The organism is Comamonas koreensis (genome assembly GCF_021026195.1).
Lineage (GTDB): Bacteria > Pseudomonadota > Gammaproteobacteria > Burkholderiales > Burkholderiaceae_C > Comamonas > Comamonas koreensis.
This window is the reverse complement of record NZ_JAJNCT010000007.1, coordinates 141,610-156,933: the sequence shown is the minus strand read 5'-3', so window position 1 is coordinate 156,933 and position 15,324 is coordinate 141,610. Positions and strand designations below refer to the sequence as shown.

General features: G+C 60.8%; 18 protein-coding genes and 1 riboswitch. Of the genes, 13 read left to right on the top strand and 5 right to left on the bottom strand.

The window, feature by feature from the left end; translation table 11 throughout:
• Positions 1-341 precede the first annotated feature (341 nt).
• The 6 genes from LPW39_RS07815 to LPW39_RS07790 all read left to right on the top strand — a co-directional run bounded on the left by LPW39_RS07815 (position 342) and on the right by LPW39_RS07790 (position 5,100).
• Positions 342-881 (top strand): hypothetical protein, encoded by a 540-nt coding sequence (locus LPW39_RS07815; RefSeq protein ID WP_230773189.1) that lies wholly within the window; start codon positions 342-344, stop codon positions 879-881.
• Positions 882-941: 60 nt separating this feature from the next.
• Complete coding sequence (locus LPW39_RS07810; protein WP_230773187.1) at positions 942-1,277, top strand: hypothetical protein; 336 nt, start codon at positions 942-944, stop codon at positions 1,275-1,277.
• Complete coding sequence (locus tag LPW39_RS07805) at positions 1,274-1,798, top strand: glycoside hydrolase family protein (RefSeq protein WP_230773185.1); 525 nt, start codon at positions 1,274-1,276, stop codon at positions 1,796-1,798. Before LPW39_RS07810 ends, LPW39_RS07805 begins: the two co-directional genes overlap by 4 nt.
• Entirely contained in the window at positions 1,795-2,346 is a 552-nt protein-coding gene (locus tag LPW39_RS07800; RefSeq protein ID WP_230773176.1) for a hypothetical protein, read from the top strand. The genes LPW39_RS07805 and LPW39_RS07800 overlap by 4 nt, the downstream gene beginning before the upstream one ends.
• A gap of 1,086 nt (positions 2,347-3,432) precedes the next feature.
• A complete protein-coding gene (locus LPW39_RS07795; protein ID WP_230773174.1) occupies positions 3,433-3,783 on the top strand; it encodes a hypothetical protein in 351 nt (116 codons plus the stop codon).
• Between the two features lie 915 nt (positions 3,784-4,698).
• The gene (locus LPW39_RS07790; protein WP_230773173.1) at positions 4,699-5,100 is read left to right on the top strand and encodes a BLUF domain-containing protein; all 402 of its coding nucleotides are present in this window, start codon (positions 4,699-4,701) and stop codon (positions 5,098-5,100) included.
• A gap of 508 nt (positions 5,101-5,608) precedes the next feature.
• On the opposite strand, the gene LPW39_RS07785 is transcribed toward LPW39_RS07790, so the two are convergent.
• The gene (locus LPW39_RS07785; protein ID WP_230773208.1) at positions 5,609-6,901 is read right to left on the bottom strand and encodes a serine hydrolase domain-containing protein; all 1,293 of its coding nucleotides are present in this window, start codon (positions 6,899-6,901) and stop codon (positions 5,609-5,611) included.
• 316 nt (positions 6,902-7,217) lie between these two features.
• Here LPW39_RS07785 and LPW39_RS07780 point away from each other — a divergent pair, with 316 nt between their 5' ends.
• Both LPW39_RS07780 and LPW39_RS07775 read left to right on the top strand, forming a co-directional pair.
• On the top strand, positions 7,218-7,592 hold the full coding sequence (locus tag LPW39_RS07780) for a hypothetical protein (protein WP_230773170.1): 375 nt from the start codon (positions 7,218-7,220) through the stop codon (positions 7,590-7,592).
• 128 nt (positions 7,593-7,720) lie between these two features.
• Positions 7,721-7,786: riboswitch (Fluoride riboswitch) on the top strand.
• Between the two features lie 81 nt (positions 7,787-7,867).
• Positions 7,868-9,106 (top strand): voltage-gated chloride channel family protein, encoded by a 1,239-nt coding sequence (locus tag LPW39_RS07775; protein WP_230773162.1) that lies wholly within the window; start codon positions 7,868-7,870, stop codon positions 9,104-9,106.
• Between the two features lie 48 nt (positions 9,107-9,154).
• On the opposite strand, the gene LPW39_RS07770 is transcribed toward LPW39_RS07775, so the two are convergent.
• Both LPW39_RS07770 and LPW39_RS07765 read right to left on the bottom strand, forming a co-directional pair.
• Entirely contained in the window at positions 9,155-9,451 is a 297-nt protein-coding gene (locus LPW39_RS07770) for a DNA-directed RNA polymerase subunit alpha C-terminal domain-containing protein (protein ID WP_230773160.1), read from the bottom strand.
• A gap of 204 nt (positions 9,452-9,655) precedes the next feature.
• Positions 9,656-9,880, bottom strand: a complete 225-nt coding sequence (locus tag LPW39_RS07765; RefSeq protein WP_230773158.1) for a hypothetical protein — start codon at positions 9,878-9,880, stop codon at positions 9,656-9,658.
• Between the two features lie 278 nt (positions 9,881-10,158).
• Between LPW39_RS07765 and LPW39_RS07760 the strand changes: the two genes are divergently transcribed.
• From LPW39_RS07760 to LPW39_RS07740, 5 genes are all read left to right on the top strand, one after another.
• Positions 10,159-10,368 (top strand): CsbD family protein, encoded by a 210-nt coding sequence (locus tag LPW39_RS07760; protein ID WP_230773156.1) that lies wholly within the window; start codon positions 10,159-10,161, stop codon positions 10,366-10,368.
• Between the two features lie 103 nt (positions 10,369-10,471).
• Positions 10,472-10,972 (top strand): MgtC/SapB family protein, encoded by a 501-nt coding sequence (locus LPW39_RS07755; RefSeq protein WP_133859090.1) that lies wholly within the window; start codon positions 10,472-10,474, stop codon positions 10,970-10,972.
• A 131-nt stretch (positions 10,973-11,103) separates the two neighbouring features.
• Complete coding sequence (locus tag LPW39_RS07750; protein WP_230773154.1) at positions 11,104-11,709, top strand: lipocalin family protein; 606 nt, start codon at positions 11,104-11,106, stop codon at positions 11,707-11,709.
• A gap of 264 nt (positions 11,710-11,973) precedes the next feature.
• Positions 11,974-12,831: a siderophore-interacting protein gene (locus tag LPW39_RS07745; protein ID WP_230773152.1), complete on the top strand. Its 858-nt coding sequence runs from the start codon at positions 11,974-11,976 to the stop codon at positions 12,829-12,831.
• Positions 12,832-13,034: 203 nt separating this feature from the next.
• Positions 13,035-13,682: a LysE family translocator gene (locus LPW39_RS07740; RefSeq protein ID WP_230773150.1), complete on the top strand. Its 648-nt coding sequence runs from the start codon at positions 13,035-13,037 to the stop codon at positions 13,680-13,682.
• Between the two features lie 100 nt (positions 13,683-13,782).
• On the opposite strand, the gene LPW39_RS07735 is transcribed toward LPW39_RS07740, so the two are convergent.
• Both LPW39_RS07735 and LPW39_RS07730 read right to left on the bottom strand, forming a co-directional pair.
• Positions 13,783-14,709 (bottom strand): hypothetical protein, encoded by a 927-nt coding sequence (locus LPW39_RS07735; protein WP_230773149.1) that lies wholly within the window; start codon positions 14,707-14,709, stop codon positions 13,783-13,785.
• Positions 14,706-15,266: a sigma-70 family RNA polymerase sigma factor gene (locus LPW39_RS07730; protein ID WP_230773148.1), complete on the bottom strand. Its 561-nt coding sequence runs from the start codon at positions 15,264-15,266 to the stop codon at positions 14,706-14,708. Before LPW39_RS07730 ends, LPW39_RS07735 begins: the two co-directional genes overlap by 4 nt.
• Positions 15,267-15,324 lie beyond the last annotated feature (58 nt).

The following is a 15,324-nucleotide window of genomic DNA, read 5'->3' as shown; positions in this document are numbered from 1 at the left end:
GGTGGATCAGGCGGCAGCGGGGCCGGTTTCAATGCCTCCGGCACGCTTGTTTTCGTAGGCCAAACATCTGGAAATCCCGGCACTTCTCAATCGGTCGGAGGGCCCTCTATCGGTGGCTCAACCCAGGGCACAGCCACTGGCGGGCGAGGTGGGGATGGGGGCGCGGCTGGAATGCCGGGAGCCAATGGGAACTATGGCTCAACCAGCGGTACGTTTGATTCGCAATCTGACGGCGCATACGGCATGGGCGGTGCTGCTGGGGCGTACGTGGATGGAAACAGCTTCGTCACATGGATTGGCAACGGCACACGCCTTGGCAATGCGATTAATTGAGGATGCATATGTTCATTGATACAACGACTAAAGAGTGGGGACTGAGCCAAGCCGACATCATGCAGCGCCACCCATCGACGATCTTTCCGGAACCCTTTGTACCTTTGAAGGAATACCAACAGGTGCTTGACCAGCCGCAGCCCGGGTTTGATGGTGCCACCCACAAGGCGGTCGAGGTGAAGCCACTGGAGACAGAGGGCGGCTACCTGCAGCAGTGGGAAGTCGTGCCCCTGAGCGATGAGGAGCTGGCCCAGCTGGAAGCCGAGCGCCAGGCAGCCGAGCAGGCCGCCCGAGATGCTGCGCGGGTGACTGTGACCAAGCGTCAGGCCTTGCTTGCGCTGTTCGACATGAAGGGCATCAAGAACGAGGACATCGAGGCGCAGATCAACCTGATCCCCGACGAGTTCGACCGCTACCGGGCCCTGGTGGACTGGCAGGGATCGGCGGCCATCGAGTCGGACAGCCCCACGGTTCTCAAGCTGGCAGCAGGACTAAACTTGACCGAGGCCGACTTGCACGAGCTGTTCGGCTACGCCGAGACCTTGTAACCCTCGCCACACCACACAACACAACCCGCTTCGGCGGGTCTTTTCATTTAAGAGGCCGTTATGGGTGCAGAAATAAAGATGCCAGTGGTGAAAGCGGCCAGCGCGTTAAGCCTGGCCACAGCGGCAAAGGTAGATGCGGCCGACGCACTGGCGAAGGCGGCCACGGCCAATGCCAGTTTTGAGACCTGGTATTGGGTCAACTCAATCCCGTGGGGGACTATTGCCTCCATCGTGGCGGCTGTATATACGTCGCTGCTCATTTGCGAGTGGTTCTGGAAGAAGCTTTGGAGGCCTGCATTTGAGCGCTGGGGCTGGATCAAGCCGCGCAAGCGCTACATCATCACCCCGCAAGAGTTCAACGCGATGTCAGAAACGCAGAGGGCGGACCTGTCATGAGCAACAAGCAACGGGTCGCAGTGGCGGCCCTTACTGTTTCAGCTGCGGCGATCCTGAGCTTGTTCGGCGCGGAGGGCTTCCGCTCTGCACCCTACATACCCACGCAGGGCGATGTGCCGACCATTGGCTATGGCTCCACGGTCTACGAAGACGGCACCCGCGTGACTCTGGCAGACCCGCCCATCAGCAAGGAAAGGGCCCTGCAGATCGTGCGCGATCACAAGAGCAAGGACGAAACCATGTTCCGGGCCAGCCTGCCAGGGGTGAAGCTCACCCAGGGCGAGTATGACCTGTACATGGACTTCACCTACCAGTTTGGCATCACCAACTGGCGGGCCAGCTCGATGCGCCAACACCTGCTCAATGGTGAATACCTACAGGCCTGCAATGCACTGCCGGCCTGGCGCAAGCAAGCGGGCCGGGATTGCTCACTGCCTCAGAACTGGGGCCCGAAAGGCTGCAAGGGCGTGTGGACCCGGCAGTTGGAGCGTCAGGCCAAGTGCCTCGGGGAGCAGTCATGACTTGGCAAATCAAAGCCGCTCTGGCAGCCATCATTGCCGCGCTGGCCTTCTCTGCCGGCTGGGTGGTCAAAGGCTGGCAGGCCAGCAAGACCATCGCCGAGCTGCGCACGGAGCAGGCCCAGGGCAAAGCAACCCGAGCCGAAGCCGCCCGCACCGATGAAACCCAAACCGCGATCAAGGAGAGCAAGCATGCCCAAGACACGATCTACAACGCCGACCGGCTGGCGAACCTCAAGACTGGTATTGATGTTGATGTGCGCGCTGAACTTGCCCGTGCTGAGCGCCTGCACCGCGACACCGACAGCCGAGCCGCCACTTATCGTGCGCAAGCCCAAGCCGACGCCGCTGCCCGCAGCGATCTTGCAGATAAAGCCGCTGCCCTCGACCGCCAGCTTGCAGAAGGCCTCGGCGTGGTCGCAAGCCTCGGAGGCGATCTTAGGCGGCGAGACGCCGAAGTAGCAGCACTGTGCGACCAGGTGAACATCGAGCGCCGGCTGAGCGGTGACGATAGCGACCAGGCTTGTAGAGCGAAGTTAGTCCATCACTAGTGTGAAACACCTATGTATTTGAAATTATTAGGAATCTTAAAATCTAGTGCAAAGGCCGCTGTTGCGAAAAGTTAACTTTCTGCATAGTTGTGTGCAACTTGCTCACGACTGGCAATTGATTGCAATCTATTGAGTCCACTTGTTGAACAATGACACTTCTTCAATTTTCGATGAGTGGTATCTCGCCAAGAACGTCCCACTCAGCCTCTCATTAAAATTATGGGAATTAGCATGCAATTTCACTTTATTTTTAGCCTCCGCTGCAAGCCTTTTGCAGTCAAAAGAGCGCTAGCTATAGTGCTGGGGATCGCGTCAGGCTCGGTCCTTGCAGCTCCTTGTGTAAGCGGCGTGCCATACACCGTAGTCGGTTTAAACGATTGCGAGGTTCCTGCTGGTGTTACCGCTATCTCCGTTTCTGCCACTGGAGGTGGCGGCGGAGGTGGGGTCGGTAAAGTGGGCGCGGCTGGTGCAGTGGTTACGGGAACCATCACGGTGACTCCAGGCAGCACCTTGCCGCTATTCGTCGGAGGCGGTGGAAAAGGTTTTAACGCTGGAGCCGGCGGCGGTGGATCAAGCAACGTAAACGCAGGCGTCATCGGCAACCAAGTGATTGCTGGAGGGGGTGGTGGTGGAAGCTCCGCTTTAGGTGCAAATGCGACCCCGGGTCTTAGCGGACCTGGTGCAGGGGCTGCCGGAAATGGTGGGCCTGGTGGGAATGGGAATGTTTTAAGTGCAGATGGCGCTGGTGGGGCAGGAGGTATTGGTAACGGAACTGGGGCAGGCCAGGTGAACCCTGGAAACAGTCAGGCTGGTGGTGGTGGTGGCGGTTTCGGAGGCGGCACATCGGTGGGTGGTGGCGGAGGGAAAGGAGGAGGCAGCGTTTCTGCGGGAGCAAATATCTCCTTTGCTGTGGCGTCTAACGGGGGAGCGCTTCGCACAGATGGCGGTGACGGTTCGATAACTCTGACCTTTGCTCCAGCTCCTGCGCCTGAGGTTAGCGTTGCCTGCAGTCCTTCGGAGTTGACTGATGCAGACAACCAGGTCAGCTCCTGCACGGTTACACTGAGCTCGCCTTCTACGCAAGATATGAGCGTCAACCTGAATCTGCCGGCTACAAGCCCGCGCTACAGCACCACCTGCGCCTCGCCTATCACGGTGGCGGCCAATTCAACTTCTGCTTCCTGCACCATCACTGCTACGGCCAACACGACGCCAGGCGATGGAAATGTCACTGCACAGCTGTCCATTGCGGCGCCTACGCTTGCCGATGCCTACACCGTGGCAGGCTCGCCTGCCCAGGTGGTTATCAAAGACGACGACACGCCAGCGGTTGCTGTGGCCACTCCAGTCCCTTCATTGGGGATGTTTGGATTGATTGGCCTGTCATCTTTGTTCGCGATATTCGGGATTTCACGAAGCCGTAAGCGTTCGGCTTAAACCGCTGAAATAGAACCAGCCTCCCCGGCGCCACTACGGCACTGGGGAGGCTTTTTTTCGTTTGTGGGGTGAGGCAAACGTCCGGACCTGCTCCGGACATTTGGAAGAGGTTCGGATATTTGCCAGCGAGACGGTGCAGGACGGGTACAACCGGCGAGACCCCCGTTGTCTCCCGGCCACATGAAGCTCTAACCCTGCAAAGGGCCCGGTCGAGCTGCACGGATCGTGCCAGCGGCAGGGCCATACCGGCGAAGGGTGGGGGCTCGCCGGGTTAGGGCGGCAGGTGTCTCGCTCTGGAGCCGCGCCGGAGCGGCGATAGCTTCGCGCTGGGGCCTGAAAGTGGCGCGAGAGTTCCCAGGGTACTTTTCAGGGAACTAGATGGGGATTCGGGTCGCTTGCTGTCGCATGCTCCAGAGTTAAGAAGCGACAGGATGAGACCTGATTCCCCTGGATTTATGGTTCGAGTCCAATCGCGCCTACCAAATTTTCCCTCTGAAGAGAACCAGAATTCAGGATAACAGGGATTTGGTAAGAAACCTCTCCCAGGTTTCTATTTTGAACAAACCGCCTTCTGGGCGGTTTTTTCATTTCTGAGTTTTTGCACCGGCCTGGCCCGCTCTCGTCGTTGCTGGTCTGCGCGACCCATCACCCCTATAGACTATCCTCAGCGTTTTGGCGCTCTTGTTGCCGATTTGCGTTGCGATGGGGCTGGGGGCACCGCTGTCCTCAGGCTGTCAGCCATTGGCAGGGCGGGGAGCCTGGTATCGTCGTGGGGATCACTGTCATGATCATGCACGGCTTGCTGGGCCTTTGGGCGCCGGTATTGCGTTGACGGTATAGATATAAGTTGAAAACCACTAAAGATATGGCCATAAAAGGGATAAAGTGAATCAATAGCCATTGAAAGGTGCTGCCGTGTCCACTCCGCTGGGTTTTTTTCTTTATTCGAGTCGGCTGAGCCCCGGCTGCGACCCTCTCGAAGTGGGACGCATCGTGAAGGTGGCGCGAGAGTTCAACGCCTCACACGGTATCACTGGCATCTTGGTTTTTGATGGTGAGCGATTCACGCAATACATCGAAGGGCCCGCCAGCGAGGTCGCCGCGCTGGTGGCGAGGCTCCCCAATGACCGCAGGCATACTGACTTCCTGCAGTTGAATGCAGGTGATGACCTGGCAGAGCGCCGCTACGCGACGTGGTCCATGGGGTACAGCGACGTTAGCCTTGAGGAGTTGGACATCGACCTGATGGCTACCATTGATGGCGACGCTGCATTGACCTTGTTTACCAAAGCCGTTGCCGAGATTGATCGCCTGTAGTGTCAGGCTCTCTGCCGCTTGCGGGGTGACCCCGTCATCGTTATCCAAGTATTGCCTCATCTCCATCAATGATCCGTTTAGCACGGGATGGCTAGCGCAAGCGCTGGGTATTGCGGGACACGTCATCAGCTACACGCGGCCTATCCAAAACCCTGAATTCGGCCAGATGTCGGCCAGATATCAATCTCGAATTTTGACTGAGCAGCAGCTGATTAACCAGGTTGGGTGTGTGACTCAGGTTAAAGCGATGAGCGTGGTTTAGCCCTTGGAAGTTGCCCTGCATCTGCATGATCGCCATCAGGCAGCACCGCGCTCCCAGGAAGAAGGAAAACCCGTTGGGAGACAAGATCTTCCGCTGAGGATAACCAGTCTTCAGGCGGGTAAAGGCTCGGTGAGGAATATCTCGAAGCTCCTTATGTTGAACATGCCGCCTTGTGGATGGCCTGTTCATTCCTGAGTGGCTATCGAGGAGCGCTGCAAGGGTTACCCTGGGCAATTCTCAGAAATATCAATTCCCGTCTTTCATCAAATGCGTCGCCAACGCCTCAAATGCTGGCAACGACGTAGGATCATTCGCCGCATTCCCGGCCACTGGGTGAGAGCCATAGCGGGCAATCACCATCTCCGCCTTGGGATCGATATAGAGCGTCTGTCCATGCACGCCGCGTGCGGCAAAGGCGCCATGGTCGTTGTGCGTGATCCACCACATATTGCGGTAGCTCCAGCCGGGCAAGAGGGTGTAGCCGGCTTTGGCGAAGTCGGCGGGCTTGCCGCCTTGGCGGATGTCGGCAATGGCAGCTGCGGGAATGATCTGCTGGCCATTGAAGAAGCCATTGTTGCGGACCATTTCGCCGAAGCGGGCGAGGTCTCGCAGGCCCGTGTTCAAGCCGCCGCCGGCAAACGGTGTGCCGGTCGCGTCGACGGACATGTACGCATCCTGCTCGGCACCCAGGCGGCTCCAGATACGGTTGGACAAGAGCTGCGCCACGGACTGGCCGCTGACGCGCGCAATGATCCAACCCAGCGCGTCGGTGTTGGCGGTGCGGTAGCCAAAGGCTTCGCCGTGCTGACCTTGCGCTTGTACTGTCTGCAGAAACTCGTAATAGCTGCGGGGGCCGCTAAAGTCTTTGGGCTTGGGTAACGGATTGCCTGCGGCCGCATGGGCCCAGACCTCCGCCTGGGGATCTGCATAGTCTTCGCTGAACCGGATGCCGGTGGTCATGTCCATCACCTGGCGCACGGTGGCGCTACCAAAGGCCGATACGGCGAGTTCCGGCACATAGTCCGCCACCTTGCGCTCAGGGTTGAGTTTTCCTTCCGCGACCAGCATCGCTGCCAAGGTGCCGATAAAGGACTTGGTGACCGACATCGCTGCATGCTGGCCATCGGGCTGGAGTGCACCGGCATAGCGTTCGTAAACAATGCGGCCTTTGTGCAGCACGACAATACCGTCGGTGTAGTTGGCGGCCAGCGAGGCACGCCAACGCATTGTTTCACCGGTATCCAGGCGCTTGAATTCCAAGCCGTCGATATCGTCACGCAAAGCTCTTGGCAGTGGCGCGGCAGGCTGCAGGCCGCGCGAGATATTCACGGTCGGCATCAGCTCGCGAAAGTGCGCCACACTCCAGCGCATCGCCGGGAACTTGAAATACGAGCCATCTTCAAAACGCAGAATGCGGTCGGCAGGCGGTGGCGATCCGACCATCCAGCCTAGTTTGACGGGGTCGCTGTCGGCGGCGTTCGGGTATTGCGAGGAGGGCGCGGCAGGTGCTGCGCCGGCATTGAGCGCCAGCAGCACCATTGCGGCGATAGGGCCCGATCTGCGATTCAACCATTGCGAAACTGCCATGTGCTTGTCTCCCGTGCTGGTGTGCTCATCGCAGTATCTTATAGAGCGATAGAACCGGAGAGCTTAATCCGGCGCAATAAACATGGCCATATGCCCAGCCCAGTAGCTGAGGCATCCATGAGGCGCAGGCGCGCTGCTCTGAAGCATCTTGCAAAACCACGGGCCAGATCGGCAAAAGCGCCAGGCGTTGGCGACAGCGATCAGTGATAACTGCACATCACGATGGAGGTGTATTTGGTAGCATCTCTCTTTCTTCACAGGAGGGTCTATGAAAATTACCGGTGGCAGTTTTGGCGTTCAGGGAAAGGCCTATGTGGGCCAAGACAATCGGCTTTACGTCAATGGCGTAGTGGAAAAGTCGTTTGCCGCGGCTGAGGTCGCTGCCGTGAATTCCGAGGTGAATAAAGAGACCAAGTTCTCCGTATTCAGCCTTCTGATTGGGATACCCATGCTCATGCTGGTGGGGTGGTTGGTCTTTGGGCCAGTGGGATCGTTGATAGGACTGGTCATTGCCATTGCTGGCTCGTTTTATTCCAAGAAAACGATCAAGGCGGATGTGCTTTTCCACAGTGGCGAGAAGTTGGCGGTGGAAGGCTGGAATAGCGATATTCAGAGCCTGGTGCGATTTGCTGCCACCAAGTAGTCCTGCGTCACTGCGCGCAGCCCCATGCTCCAGATGGGCCCGGGCATCACTCCCCGATCGTCTTGGCAAGGCAGGAGCCATGGGGAGACATGGGATTCCCAGCGAGGAAACGCCGCCCTCGCTATACTCCCCACCCAGGAGATGACGTACCTCCTTAACCGCCGCGCCATGCGGCTGATGACGTCTACAGAACCTGACTCTTGTCGGGGCTGTAGACGTTGCCGCGTATACATTCCTTGCAGGGTCAGGCCGATACATTCGCGCTTCTGACCCGTATGCCCAAACTCTCTTCCTTTGCACCGCTTGCGCTGCTGCCCCATCTGGGCAAATGGCTGCTGCTGTCCGCCATCACAGCTGCGTTGGCAGGCACGGCTTCAGCTTTCCTTCTTTTTGCGCTGGATGCTGCCACGGCCTGGCGTGACAGCCACCGTTGGCTGGTCTGGCTGCTCCCGCTGGCGGGGCTGGCTGTGGGCTGGGTCTACCAGCGGCTGGGCCAAGCGGCCGAAGGCGGTGTCAACCTTCTTATGGAGGAGGTGCATGCGCCCAACAATACGCTGCCTTTGCGCATGGTGCCCCTGGCATTGGTCAGCACCGTCGTATCGCATTTGTTTGGCGCCTCTGTGGGGCGCGAGGGCACTGCCGTGCAGATGGGTGGGGCGCTCGCAGACCAACTGAGCCAGCGCTTTCGGGTCGGAGCGCAGGGCCGGCCCGTGGTGTTGATGGCCGGCATCAGCGCGGGCTTTGCGTCGGTGTTTGGCACGCCGTTGGCTGGCGCGGTGTTTGGGATGGAGGTGGTGGCCATTGGGCGCATGCGCTACGAGGCACTGTTTCCCTGCGTTGTGGCCGCCATTCTTGCGGACCAGGTCAGCCTGGCCTGGGGTGTGCAGCACACGCATTACGCGCTGGGCGTGCTGGCACCCATGGGTTGGTGGCCGGTGACCGCCGTCGCCTTTGCCGGCATGTTGTTCGGGCTGGTAGGCATGCTCTTTGCCGCAGCTACGCGCAGTCTGGGCGGCTGGATGAAGCGCTGGATCACCTGTGCGCCGATGCGGCCTTTTATCGGCGGCGTGGTGATTGCCGTTGCCGCATGGGCTTGCGATGCCTACCGCTATCTGGGGCTGGGCATTCCGGAGATCGTGCAGGCCTTTCAGCAGCCTGTGCTGCCCTGGGATTTTGTGGGCAAGCTGCTGATGACGGTGGCCTCCATCGGCAGTGGCTTCAAAGGTGGGGAGGTGACACCGCTGTTCTACATCGGCGCCACGTTGGGCAATGCGCTGGCGCCGCTGTTGCAGATGCCGGTAGGCATGATGGCGGGCCTGGGCTTTGTTGCCGTGTTTGCCGGTGCCGCCAACACGCCCATAGCCACCACACTGATGGCGCTGGAGCTGTTTGGTCCGCAGATCGGGCCGTTTGCGGCGATGGCCTGCATGGCGGCCTATCTGTTCTCAGGGCATGCTGGCATTTATCACGCGCAGCGCATCGCTCAGCACAAATATGGCCAGCGCAAGGACTAAGCGGGGAATGTGGTCAGGGCGATCTCAGCGTTGCTGATAAGCAGTGGTTCAGGCCGCAGGGTGCAGGCCCAACGCGGCTAGTGGAGCATCATGCATTTTCTTGGTCGGGCGCTGGCCGTCCTTGAGGTCGGCCAGATAGCACTGGCCGGGGAAGAACACGGCCTCGACTTCGCGCAGGGACTGCAGGCCAAAGCCGGCCAGCTTGAGCAGCCGTTCGGGATAGGCAGCAATGACTTCTTCCACGGTCGTGATGTTGTGGCGGGCCAGGGCGTTGAATGCGCGGTTGGAGAGCTTTCCTGCAAGCGGGGTGGCGTGCGCAAATGGCGCATCGTTCAGCGGAGACATCAGATAGAGACAGGGTTGTGTTGCGAGCCTTGATGCTAGCACCCGAGTCCTAATACAAGCTTACAACCGAGGGGCGCAGTGCGAGATGCGGCGCATGCCACTGCGCCCATGAAAAAGCCCTCGGCAGAGGGCTGTTGGAGAGAGGAATGGATGCATCTGGCAGCACCCATGGAGCGCCATGCTTGCTTGCACACGTGGCGATGCTCAGGAAGGGGTGCTGGGGCTGGCGCTACTTCCCAGGGTGACGATGGTCTTGGGTTTCTGACCCCGATAGCTGAGCTCATTGCCTTTGTATTCTGGCCTCTCTATCCAGGTGATGCGGGAGTCGGGAACACCATCGGGGTAAGAAATTCGGTCCTTTTCATAACGGGCTTGAATCTCTTCCGGGCTCAGTGCCTGAGCCGGAAGGGGTTTGGATGCATAAGTCATGGCTTTCAACTCCTTGAATACCGCTGGAATGCCGGTTCTATGCGAGGCCGTTCCTCGTCGCTGTGCCCAGTATGCGCTGCACTGAACGACCTGACTACTGCATGGCCATAGAAAAAGCCTTGGTCTTACGCAATGGGTTAGACGGTGCACGTGGTAGGAACAGGTGTGGGAGAGTCCTTACGACAAGGCTGCTTGAGTGACTGCAATGGCACCGAGGCAATCGAGCGACACTGAAGTCACACAAGCCGATCAACCATCCAACCCTCAAGGAGTGACAGATGAACGAAGATACTATCAAAGGCAACTGGAAGCAGTTCAAGGGCAAAGTGCAAGAGCAATGGGGCAAGCTGACCAATGACGATCTGGATGTGGTGGACGGCCAGCGCGAGCAGCTGGTGGGCCGTATTCAAGAGCGCGAAGGCATTGCAAAGGATGCTGCTGAGAAGCAGGTCAAGGATTGGGAAACCAAAAACAATTACCGCTGGTAAGTTAAGCAGCCTCCCTCGCCAAGCGGGGGGAGGCTTTTTATTCTGCGGGCAGGCGGCCATCGAATGTGGCCGCCTTGCTGCGTGATGCCACAAGGCCTGGGCCATGAATTCTTCTGACTCCGCGTTCCAAACCATCGTCAATACCGTCGCCGGCGAACTGTCTGATCTGACCGATCTGGCGCAGGCTACGCGCATTATTTTCAAACTGCTGTTGGCGGCGCTGCTGGGCGGCATGCTGGGTTATGAAAGAGAGGCCAGCGGCAAGGCCGCCGGCTTGCGCACGCACATGTTGGTAGCGATGGGCGCTGCCACCTTTTTGGCGGTGGCGCAGCTGATGGGCATGACGCCGATGGATTCCAGCCGCGTGATCCAGGGCCTGATTGCCGGTGTGGGCTTTTTGGGCGCTGGTGCCATCCTGAAACCCGCCAAGGAAAACACTGAAGATGTGAAGGGCCTCACCACGGCTGCGGGCATCTGGTTCACTGCGGCAATCGGCATGGCCGTGGGTGCGGGCGAAGAGGCCGCTGCCATTCTGTGCACCTTGTTCGCGCTGTTTGTGCTAATGGTGCTGCCCAAGAATGTGGTGCCCAAAAAAGGGAGCTGATGCTGCTGTGACGGCGCATGGCCTGGGCAACAGGCCCGTGTCGGAATGGACCTAGGCCGCTGCTGTGGCCAGGCCTACGCAGGCGGACTGCCATCGGCGGTACAAAAGGGTTTTGTTTGAAGGAACCCTTTATGCGCCGCACACCTGAGGCATCGGCCTCCTCCAGAACCTCCTCCCTGCCGTTGGCCATGGCCTTGACGGCAGCGGTGTCCGCCCTGTGGTACACCGGCCAGCGGGTGCGGGTGCCCAAGAATGTTCGCCCCGTGCAGGACTTTGATGCCGAGCAGTACATGGGCCACTGGTATGAGCTGGCGCGGATTGACTATGTGTTTGAGCGCGGGCTGACCTCTTGCACCGCAGACTATAGCCTGCAGGACGACGGCACCGTGCAGGTTACCAACCGTGGCTTTGACCCCGAACGCGGCCAATGGAAGTCGGCGACTGCCGTGGCCAAGCTGCTGTCCGGCCCCGAGGTGGGCTCGCTCAAGGTGTCGTTCTTCCGCCCGTTGTATGCTGGCTACCATGTGGTCTATGTCGACCACGATGCAGGCCATGCGGTGGTGGTGGGGGATGCTGCCAAGTACGCCTGGATTCTGTCGCGCACGCCAAGCATTGACGAAGCGGCCTACACACGCCTGGTAGCCATTGCCGCCAGCAATGGGGTGGATGCCAGCCGCCTGATCCGGGTGCCGCATGGTGCGGCGCTGGAGATGGTGGAGACCAGCAAGGCGGCCTAAACACTGGCAGCTATTGCTGCAAGGGCTGCAAAAGCTGCGTGGGAGGCATGGGTATTAAATGATATTCATTCTCAACTGATTTATGATCCACCCATCGAGAGCTTCAGCCATCGCGCCGCTCTCCGCATCTGTTTCATCGTGGGGCGACCCGGGACCTCAGCGTCTCCAAGGTCGTTTTTGCTAGCCACCGGTAGGCCCATGGGCCTGCCAGCCAGCCAAGCTCTTTTCTCCACGCACTCGATGGCCCTCGCGGCCTGTGGTTCGATGTCCCATTCCTCCGCTTCTCCCCAAACGTCTTCCAGCACAGCGGCGCCGCAGGCGCCCCGTGACCAAGAGCACCAGCGTGGTCTGCACCAGGTGGATGCCACCATCGTCTCGCTGCAGCGCCCGTCCTCGCACACCTTGCGCGTGGGCATGCATCTGGGCGATGTCGGCAACGACCCGGTCTGGGATGAGGCCAATGTGGCTTTCCGTGTGTACCCGGATCTGCAGGCCCCTGCGGTCTCGCGCGTCTACACCGTGCGAAGCTTTGCGCCGCAAACGCGTTGCGCCGAGTTTGATGTGGTGATGCATGGCGGCGACAGCCCCATGATGCGCTGGGCAGCGCAGGCCACCATTGGTCAGCAGGTGCGGCTCACGGGCCCGCGCGTCAATATCGTGCTGCCCGCATCAAACGGCCGGCCGGTGGCAATGTTCTGTGATGACTCCGGCCTTCCGGCGCTCTACTCCATCTTGCAACGCTGGCCCGCAGGGCTGGGCGGTGTGGGCTGGATTGCCAGCGACGATGTGCATGGGATCGCAGAATTGCCATCGGTACCCGGTCTGCAGTTGCAGCGTTTGCCAGGCCATGGCCGCGATCAGCTGCTGCAGCAGGCGCGCCAGTTGGAAGACGCCGCGGGCCATGTGATCTGGGGTGCAGGCGAGCGCGACGAGATGCGCGCGATTCGCAAGTACTTTCAGTCGGAGCTGGGCATGGACAAGGCCGATGTGTCCATCGCCGGCTACTGGAAGCGCGGCGCCAGCAATACCGAGATCGACGCCGAGCGCCAAAGCGCATACCAAAAATTCACCGCCGCCGGTGGCAAGCTGGCAGATTGGGACGACTTGGGCATTGCACTGTAGGTGCAAGGCATGCCGCAGCCCCCTCGGGGCCACCTGCCCGGCTATTGGCGCGCGCGGTGCCGCTGCACCGGGCTTCAGCGGTCGGGGTGGCCGCAATACCGTTCTCCACGGCTTCCGTACATTGATTGACGCGGGGCTTGGATGCACAATCCTTTGCTTTGGCCTGCGTTGCAGGCACGCATCTTTTCCCCAGTTCGCGGCCCATGTCTGATCTCAATCTATCGCTGGTTTTTCTGTTTGCGCTGTCGGTCATTACCTTGCTGGTCACCCCGGGCCCTGTGACCTTGCTGGTGGCCCGCGCCGGGCTGGTGGGTGGCCCGCACCGGGCGTTTGCCACCATTTGCGGTACCAACCTGGCCTCGCTGGTGCTGATTTTCCTGTCGGCGCTGTTGATCAAGGGCTTGCTGGTCATCGATGAATCCGCGTTCAAGCTGGTGCGCCTGGCGGGCTGCCTCTACATCGTCTGGATTGCCTGGGGCATGATCGGCGATGCCTGGGCGATGGATGCCCAAACTGGCACTGCCATGTCCGCAGATCCTGCAGCTGGCAGCAAGCAGGGTGGCTTCAGCCAGGGCTTTATCCTTGGTGTCTCCAACCCGAAGGACATCATTTTCTTTGCGTCGTTTTTGCCGCAGTTCGTCGGCGTGCTGCCTGCGCCTGACCACAGCCTGGCGGTGCTCACCGTCATCTGGGTGGTGCTGGATTTCAGCATGTTGGGGCTGATTGCGCTGCTGGTGCGGACCTTGATTTCTCCCGCCCGCGAAAAGCGCATCTTGCTGGCGGCCTCCTGCCTGCTGCTGGCCATTGGCGTTGCCGGTTTTGGCTATGGGCTTTATGACCTGATGGCGTAGGTCGGCGCGAATCCTGCGTCACTTCTCTGCTGATACCCAGCCAACAGACCTGCCATATGCAGGCCTGTGTTTTTATGCCGGCGCCGCGTTGGGCGATGGTTCAGCGGCTGTCCACTGGCTGCGCAGGCTCTGCCTCATGGGCCGGCGCGGGGCGGCACAGCGGCGCCGGTGCAGGTGCTGGCAGGCCAGCGGCCAGGGCCTTGTCGTAGGCCTGGATGCGGCGGCGCTGCTCGGCCAGGGCCTGGGCATCCAGATGGGTGCCGCATGCGGGCAGGGTAGCTGCAGCGGCCAGTGCGGAGGCGGCTTCGGATGCAGGGGGTGCAGCGGCCATCGGCGCTGCTGGCTGCTCGGCCGCCTGCTTTCTGGCAGCGGGTGCGGCCGCAGGGCCAGCAGGTGCTGCAGGTGCCAGCACGGGCGGCGCTACAGGCGTTGGTGCGGCTGCTGAGGGCATGCGGCGTTCTGCCTGCGGCGCGGGGGCGATGGCAGGCGCAGGCCGTATGTTGGCGCTGCTCGCGCCAGCGCCAGCCGCAGCAGCGGGGGCTGTTGCGGGCGCCTCCTTGGTGGCAGGGCTTGCTGCCTTGCCCATAGGCGCGGCTTCGCTGCGCATCTTGGCGCTGTCGGGGCTCGCCGCCCTGTCAGCCGCAGGTGCAACAGGCGCGCCAGGTGTTGGCGGTGCTGACGCAGCGCTGGGCGCGCTGTCCATTTGGGGGGCCTCCAGCTGCGGCGCACCTGGCTCATGCAAATGTTGCAGCGCCAGCCAGCTGACCAGGCCAATGGCGGCCAGGCTGCCCAGGGCTTGCAGCCACCAGCGGCGATCATTGGCGGCCTCACCCTGGAACTGTTGGCCTTGCCGGCCACTGCTGTCCAGACCGCTGGGCGTGGAGGCTGGGCCTTGCGCTGCCTTTGCGCGCGCATGGGCCAGGATCTGCGCGGTGCTGGCATCGCTGGGGCCGGCATCCTGCGCGCTGGCCTCGCGGTAGAGGTCGACCAGGGCATCGGGGCGCTTGGGGTCTTGCGGCGCGGTCATGCGGTCACCTCCATGGCCTGGCGCAGTTTGGCGCGGGCATAGCGCAAGCGGCTTTTGGCGGTTTCCTGGCTGACCTGCGTGGCTGCTGCAATGTCGGCAACGGACATATCGGCCTCGGCCTGCAGCAAAAACGCCTCGCGCTGCTCGGGCGGCAACTGGGCCAGGGCATCGAGCAGGGCGCGGGCCAGGTCCTTGCGGTCCTGCAGGCGCTCGGGGTCAAAGCCTGAGTTGGCAAACAAGGTTTCGGCCAGGCGCATGCCTTCGCTGTCCTCTTCATCCAGGCTGCGGTGGGCCTTGTGGCGGCGCCAGTGGTCCACCAGCTTGTGGTGGGCCAAGGTAAAGGCCCAGGTACTGAACTTGGCCTCGGGTTGGTAGCGCGCGGCGCCATCGACCACGGCAAACCAGGTCTCCTGCGCCAGGTCATCGGCCAGCGCGGCATTGCCAGTGTTGCGGAAAAAATAGCGCCACAAGCGCTGGCTGTGGCGTTGGTAGAGCTGCTCGAACGCCGCCACCTGACCGCCGGCGTAGGCCAGTATCAGGGCTTGGTCGTCTTGCATCGCATCTTGCATGCGGCAGATTATGCAAAAGCCTGCGCCCGCTGGTGGCCGGTGTGGA

What these genes read in the sequence shown, in the direction of transcription:
- LPW39_RS07775 (WP_230773162.1), top strand. Translation starts at nt 7,868, where the DNA reads ATGCCCAAACTCTCTTCCTTTGCACCGCTTGCGCTGCTGCCCCATCTG.
- LPW39_RS07770 (WP_230773160.1), bottom strand. Translation starts at nt 9,451, where the DNA reads ATGTCTCCGCTGAACGATGCGCCATTTGCGCACGCCACCCCGCTTGCA.
- LPW39_RS07745 (WP_230773152.1), top strand. Translation starts at nt 11,974, where the DNA reads ATGTCCCATTCCTCCGCTTCTCCCCAAACGTCTTCCAGCACAGCGGCG.
- LPW39_RS07780 (WP_230773170.1), top strand. Translation starts at nt 7,218, where the DNA reads ATGAAAATTACCGGTGGCAGTTTTGGCGTTCAGGGAAAGGCCTATGTG.
- LPW39_RS07735 (WP_230773149.1), bottom strand. Translation starts at nt 14,709, where the DNA reads ATGACCGCGCCGCAAGACCCCAAGCGCCCCGATGCCCTGGTCGACCTC.
- LPW39_RS07785 (WP_230773208.1), bottom strand. Translation starts at nt 6,901, where the DNA reads ATGGTGCTGCTGGCGCTCAATGCCGGCGCAGCACCTGCCGCGCCCTCC.
- LPW39_RS07800 (WP_230773176.1), top strand. Translation starts at nt 1,795, where the DNA reads ATGACTTGGCAAATCAAAGCCGCTCTGGCAGCCATCATTGCCGCGCTG.
- LPW39_RS07805 (WP_230773185.1), top strand. Translation starts at nt 1,274, where the DNA reads ATGAGCAACAAGCAACGGGTCGCAGTGGCGGCCCTTACTGTTTCAGCT.
- LPW39_RS07730 (WP_230773148.1), bottom strand. Translation starts at nt 15,266, where the DNA reads ATGCAAGACGACCAAGCCCTGATACTGGCCTACGCCGGCGGTCAGGTG.
- LPW39_RS07815 (WP_230773189.1), top strand. Translation starts at nt 342, where the DNA reads ATGTTCATTGATACAACGACTAAAGAGTGGGGACTGAGCCAAGCCGAC.
- LPW39_RS07765 (WP_230773158.1), bottom strand. Translation starts at nt 9,880, where the DNA reads ATGACTTATGCATCCAAACCCCTTCCGGCTCAGGCACTGAGCCCGGAA.
- LPW39_RS07755 (WP_133859090.1), top strand. Translation starts at nt 10,472, where the DNA reads ATGAATTCTTCTGACTCCGCGTTCCAAACCATCGTCAATACCGTCGCC.
- LPW39_RS07760 (WP_230773156.1), top strand. Translation starts at nt 10,159, where the DNA reads ATGAACGAAGATACTATCAAAGGCAACTGGAAGCAGTTCAAGGGCAAA.
- LPW39_RS07810 (WP_230773187.1), top strand. Translation starts at nt 942, where the DNA reads ATGGGTGCAGAAATAAAGATGCCAGTGGTGAAAGCGGCCAGCGCGTTA.
- LPW39_RS07795 (WP_230773174.1), top strand. Translation starts at nt 3,433, where the DNA reads ATGAGCGTCAACCTGAATCTGCCGGCTACAAGCCCGCGCTACAGCACC.
- LPW39_RS07740 (WP_230773150.1), top strand. Translation starts at nt 13,035, where the DNA reads ATGTCTGATCTCAATCTATCGCTGGTTTTTCTGTTTGCGCTGTCGGTC.
- LPW39_RS07750 (WP_230773154.1), top strand. Translation starts at nt 11,104, where the DNA reads ATGCGCCGCACACCTGAGGCATCGGCCTCCTCCAGAACCTCCTCCCTG.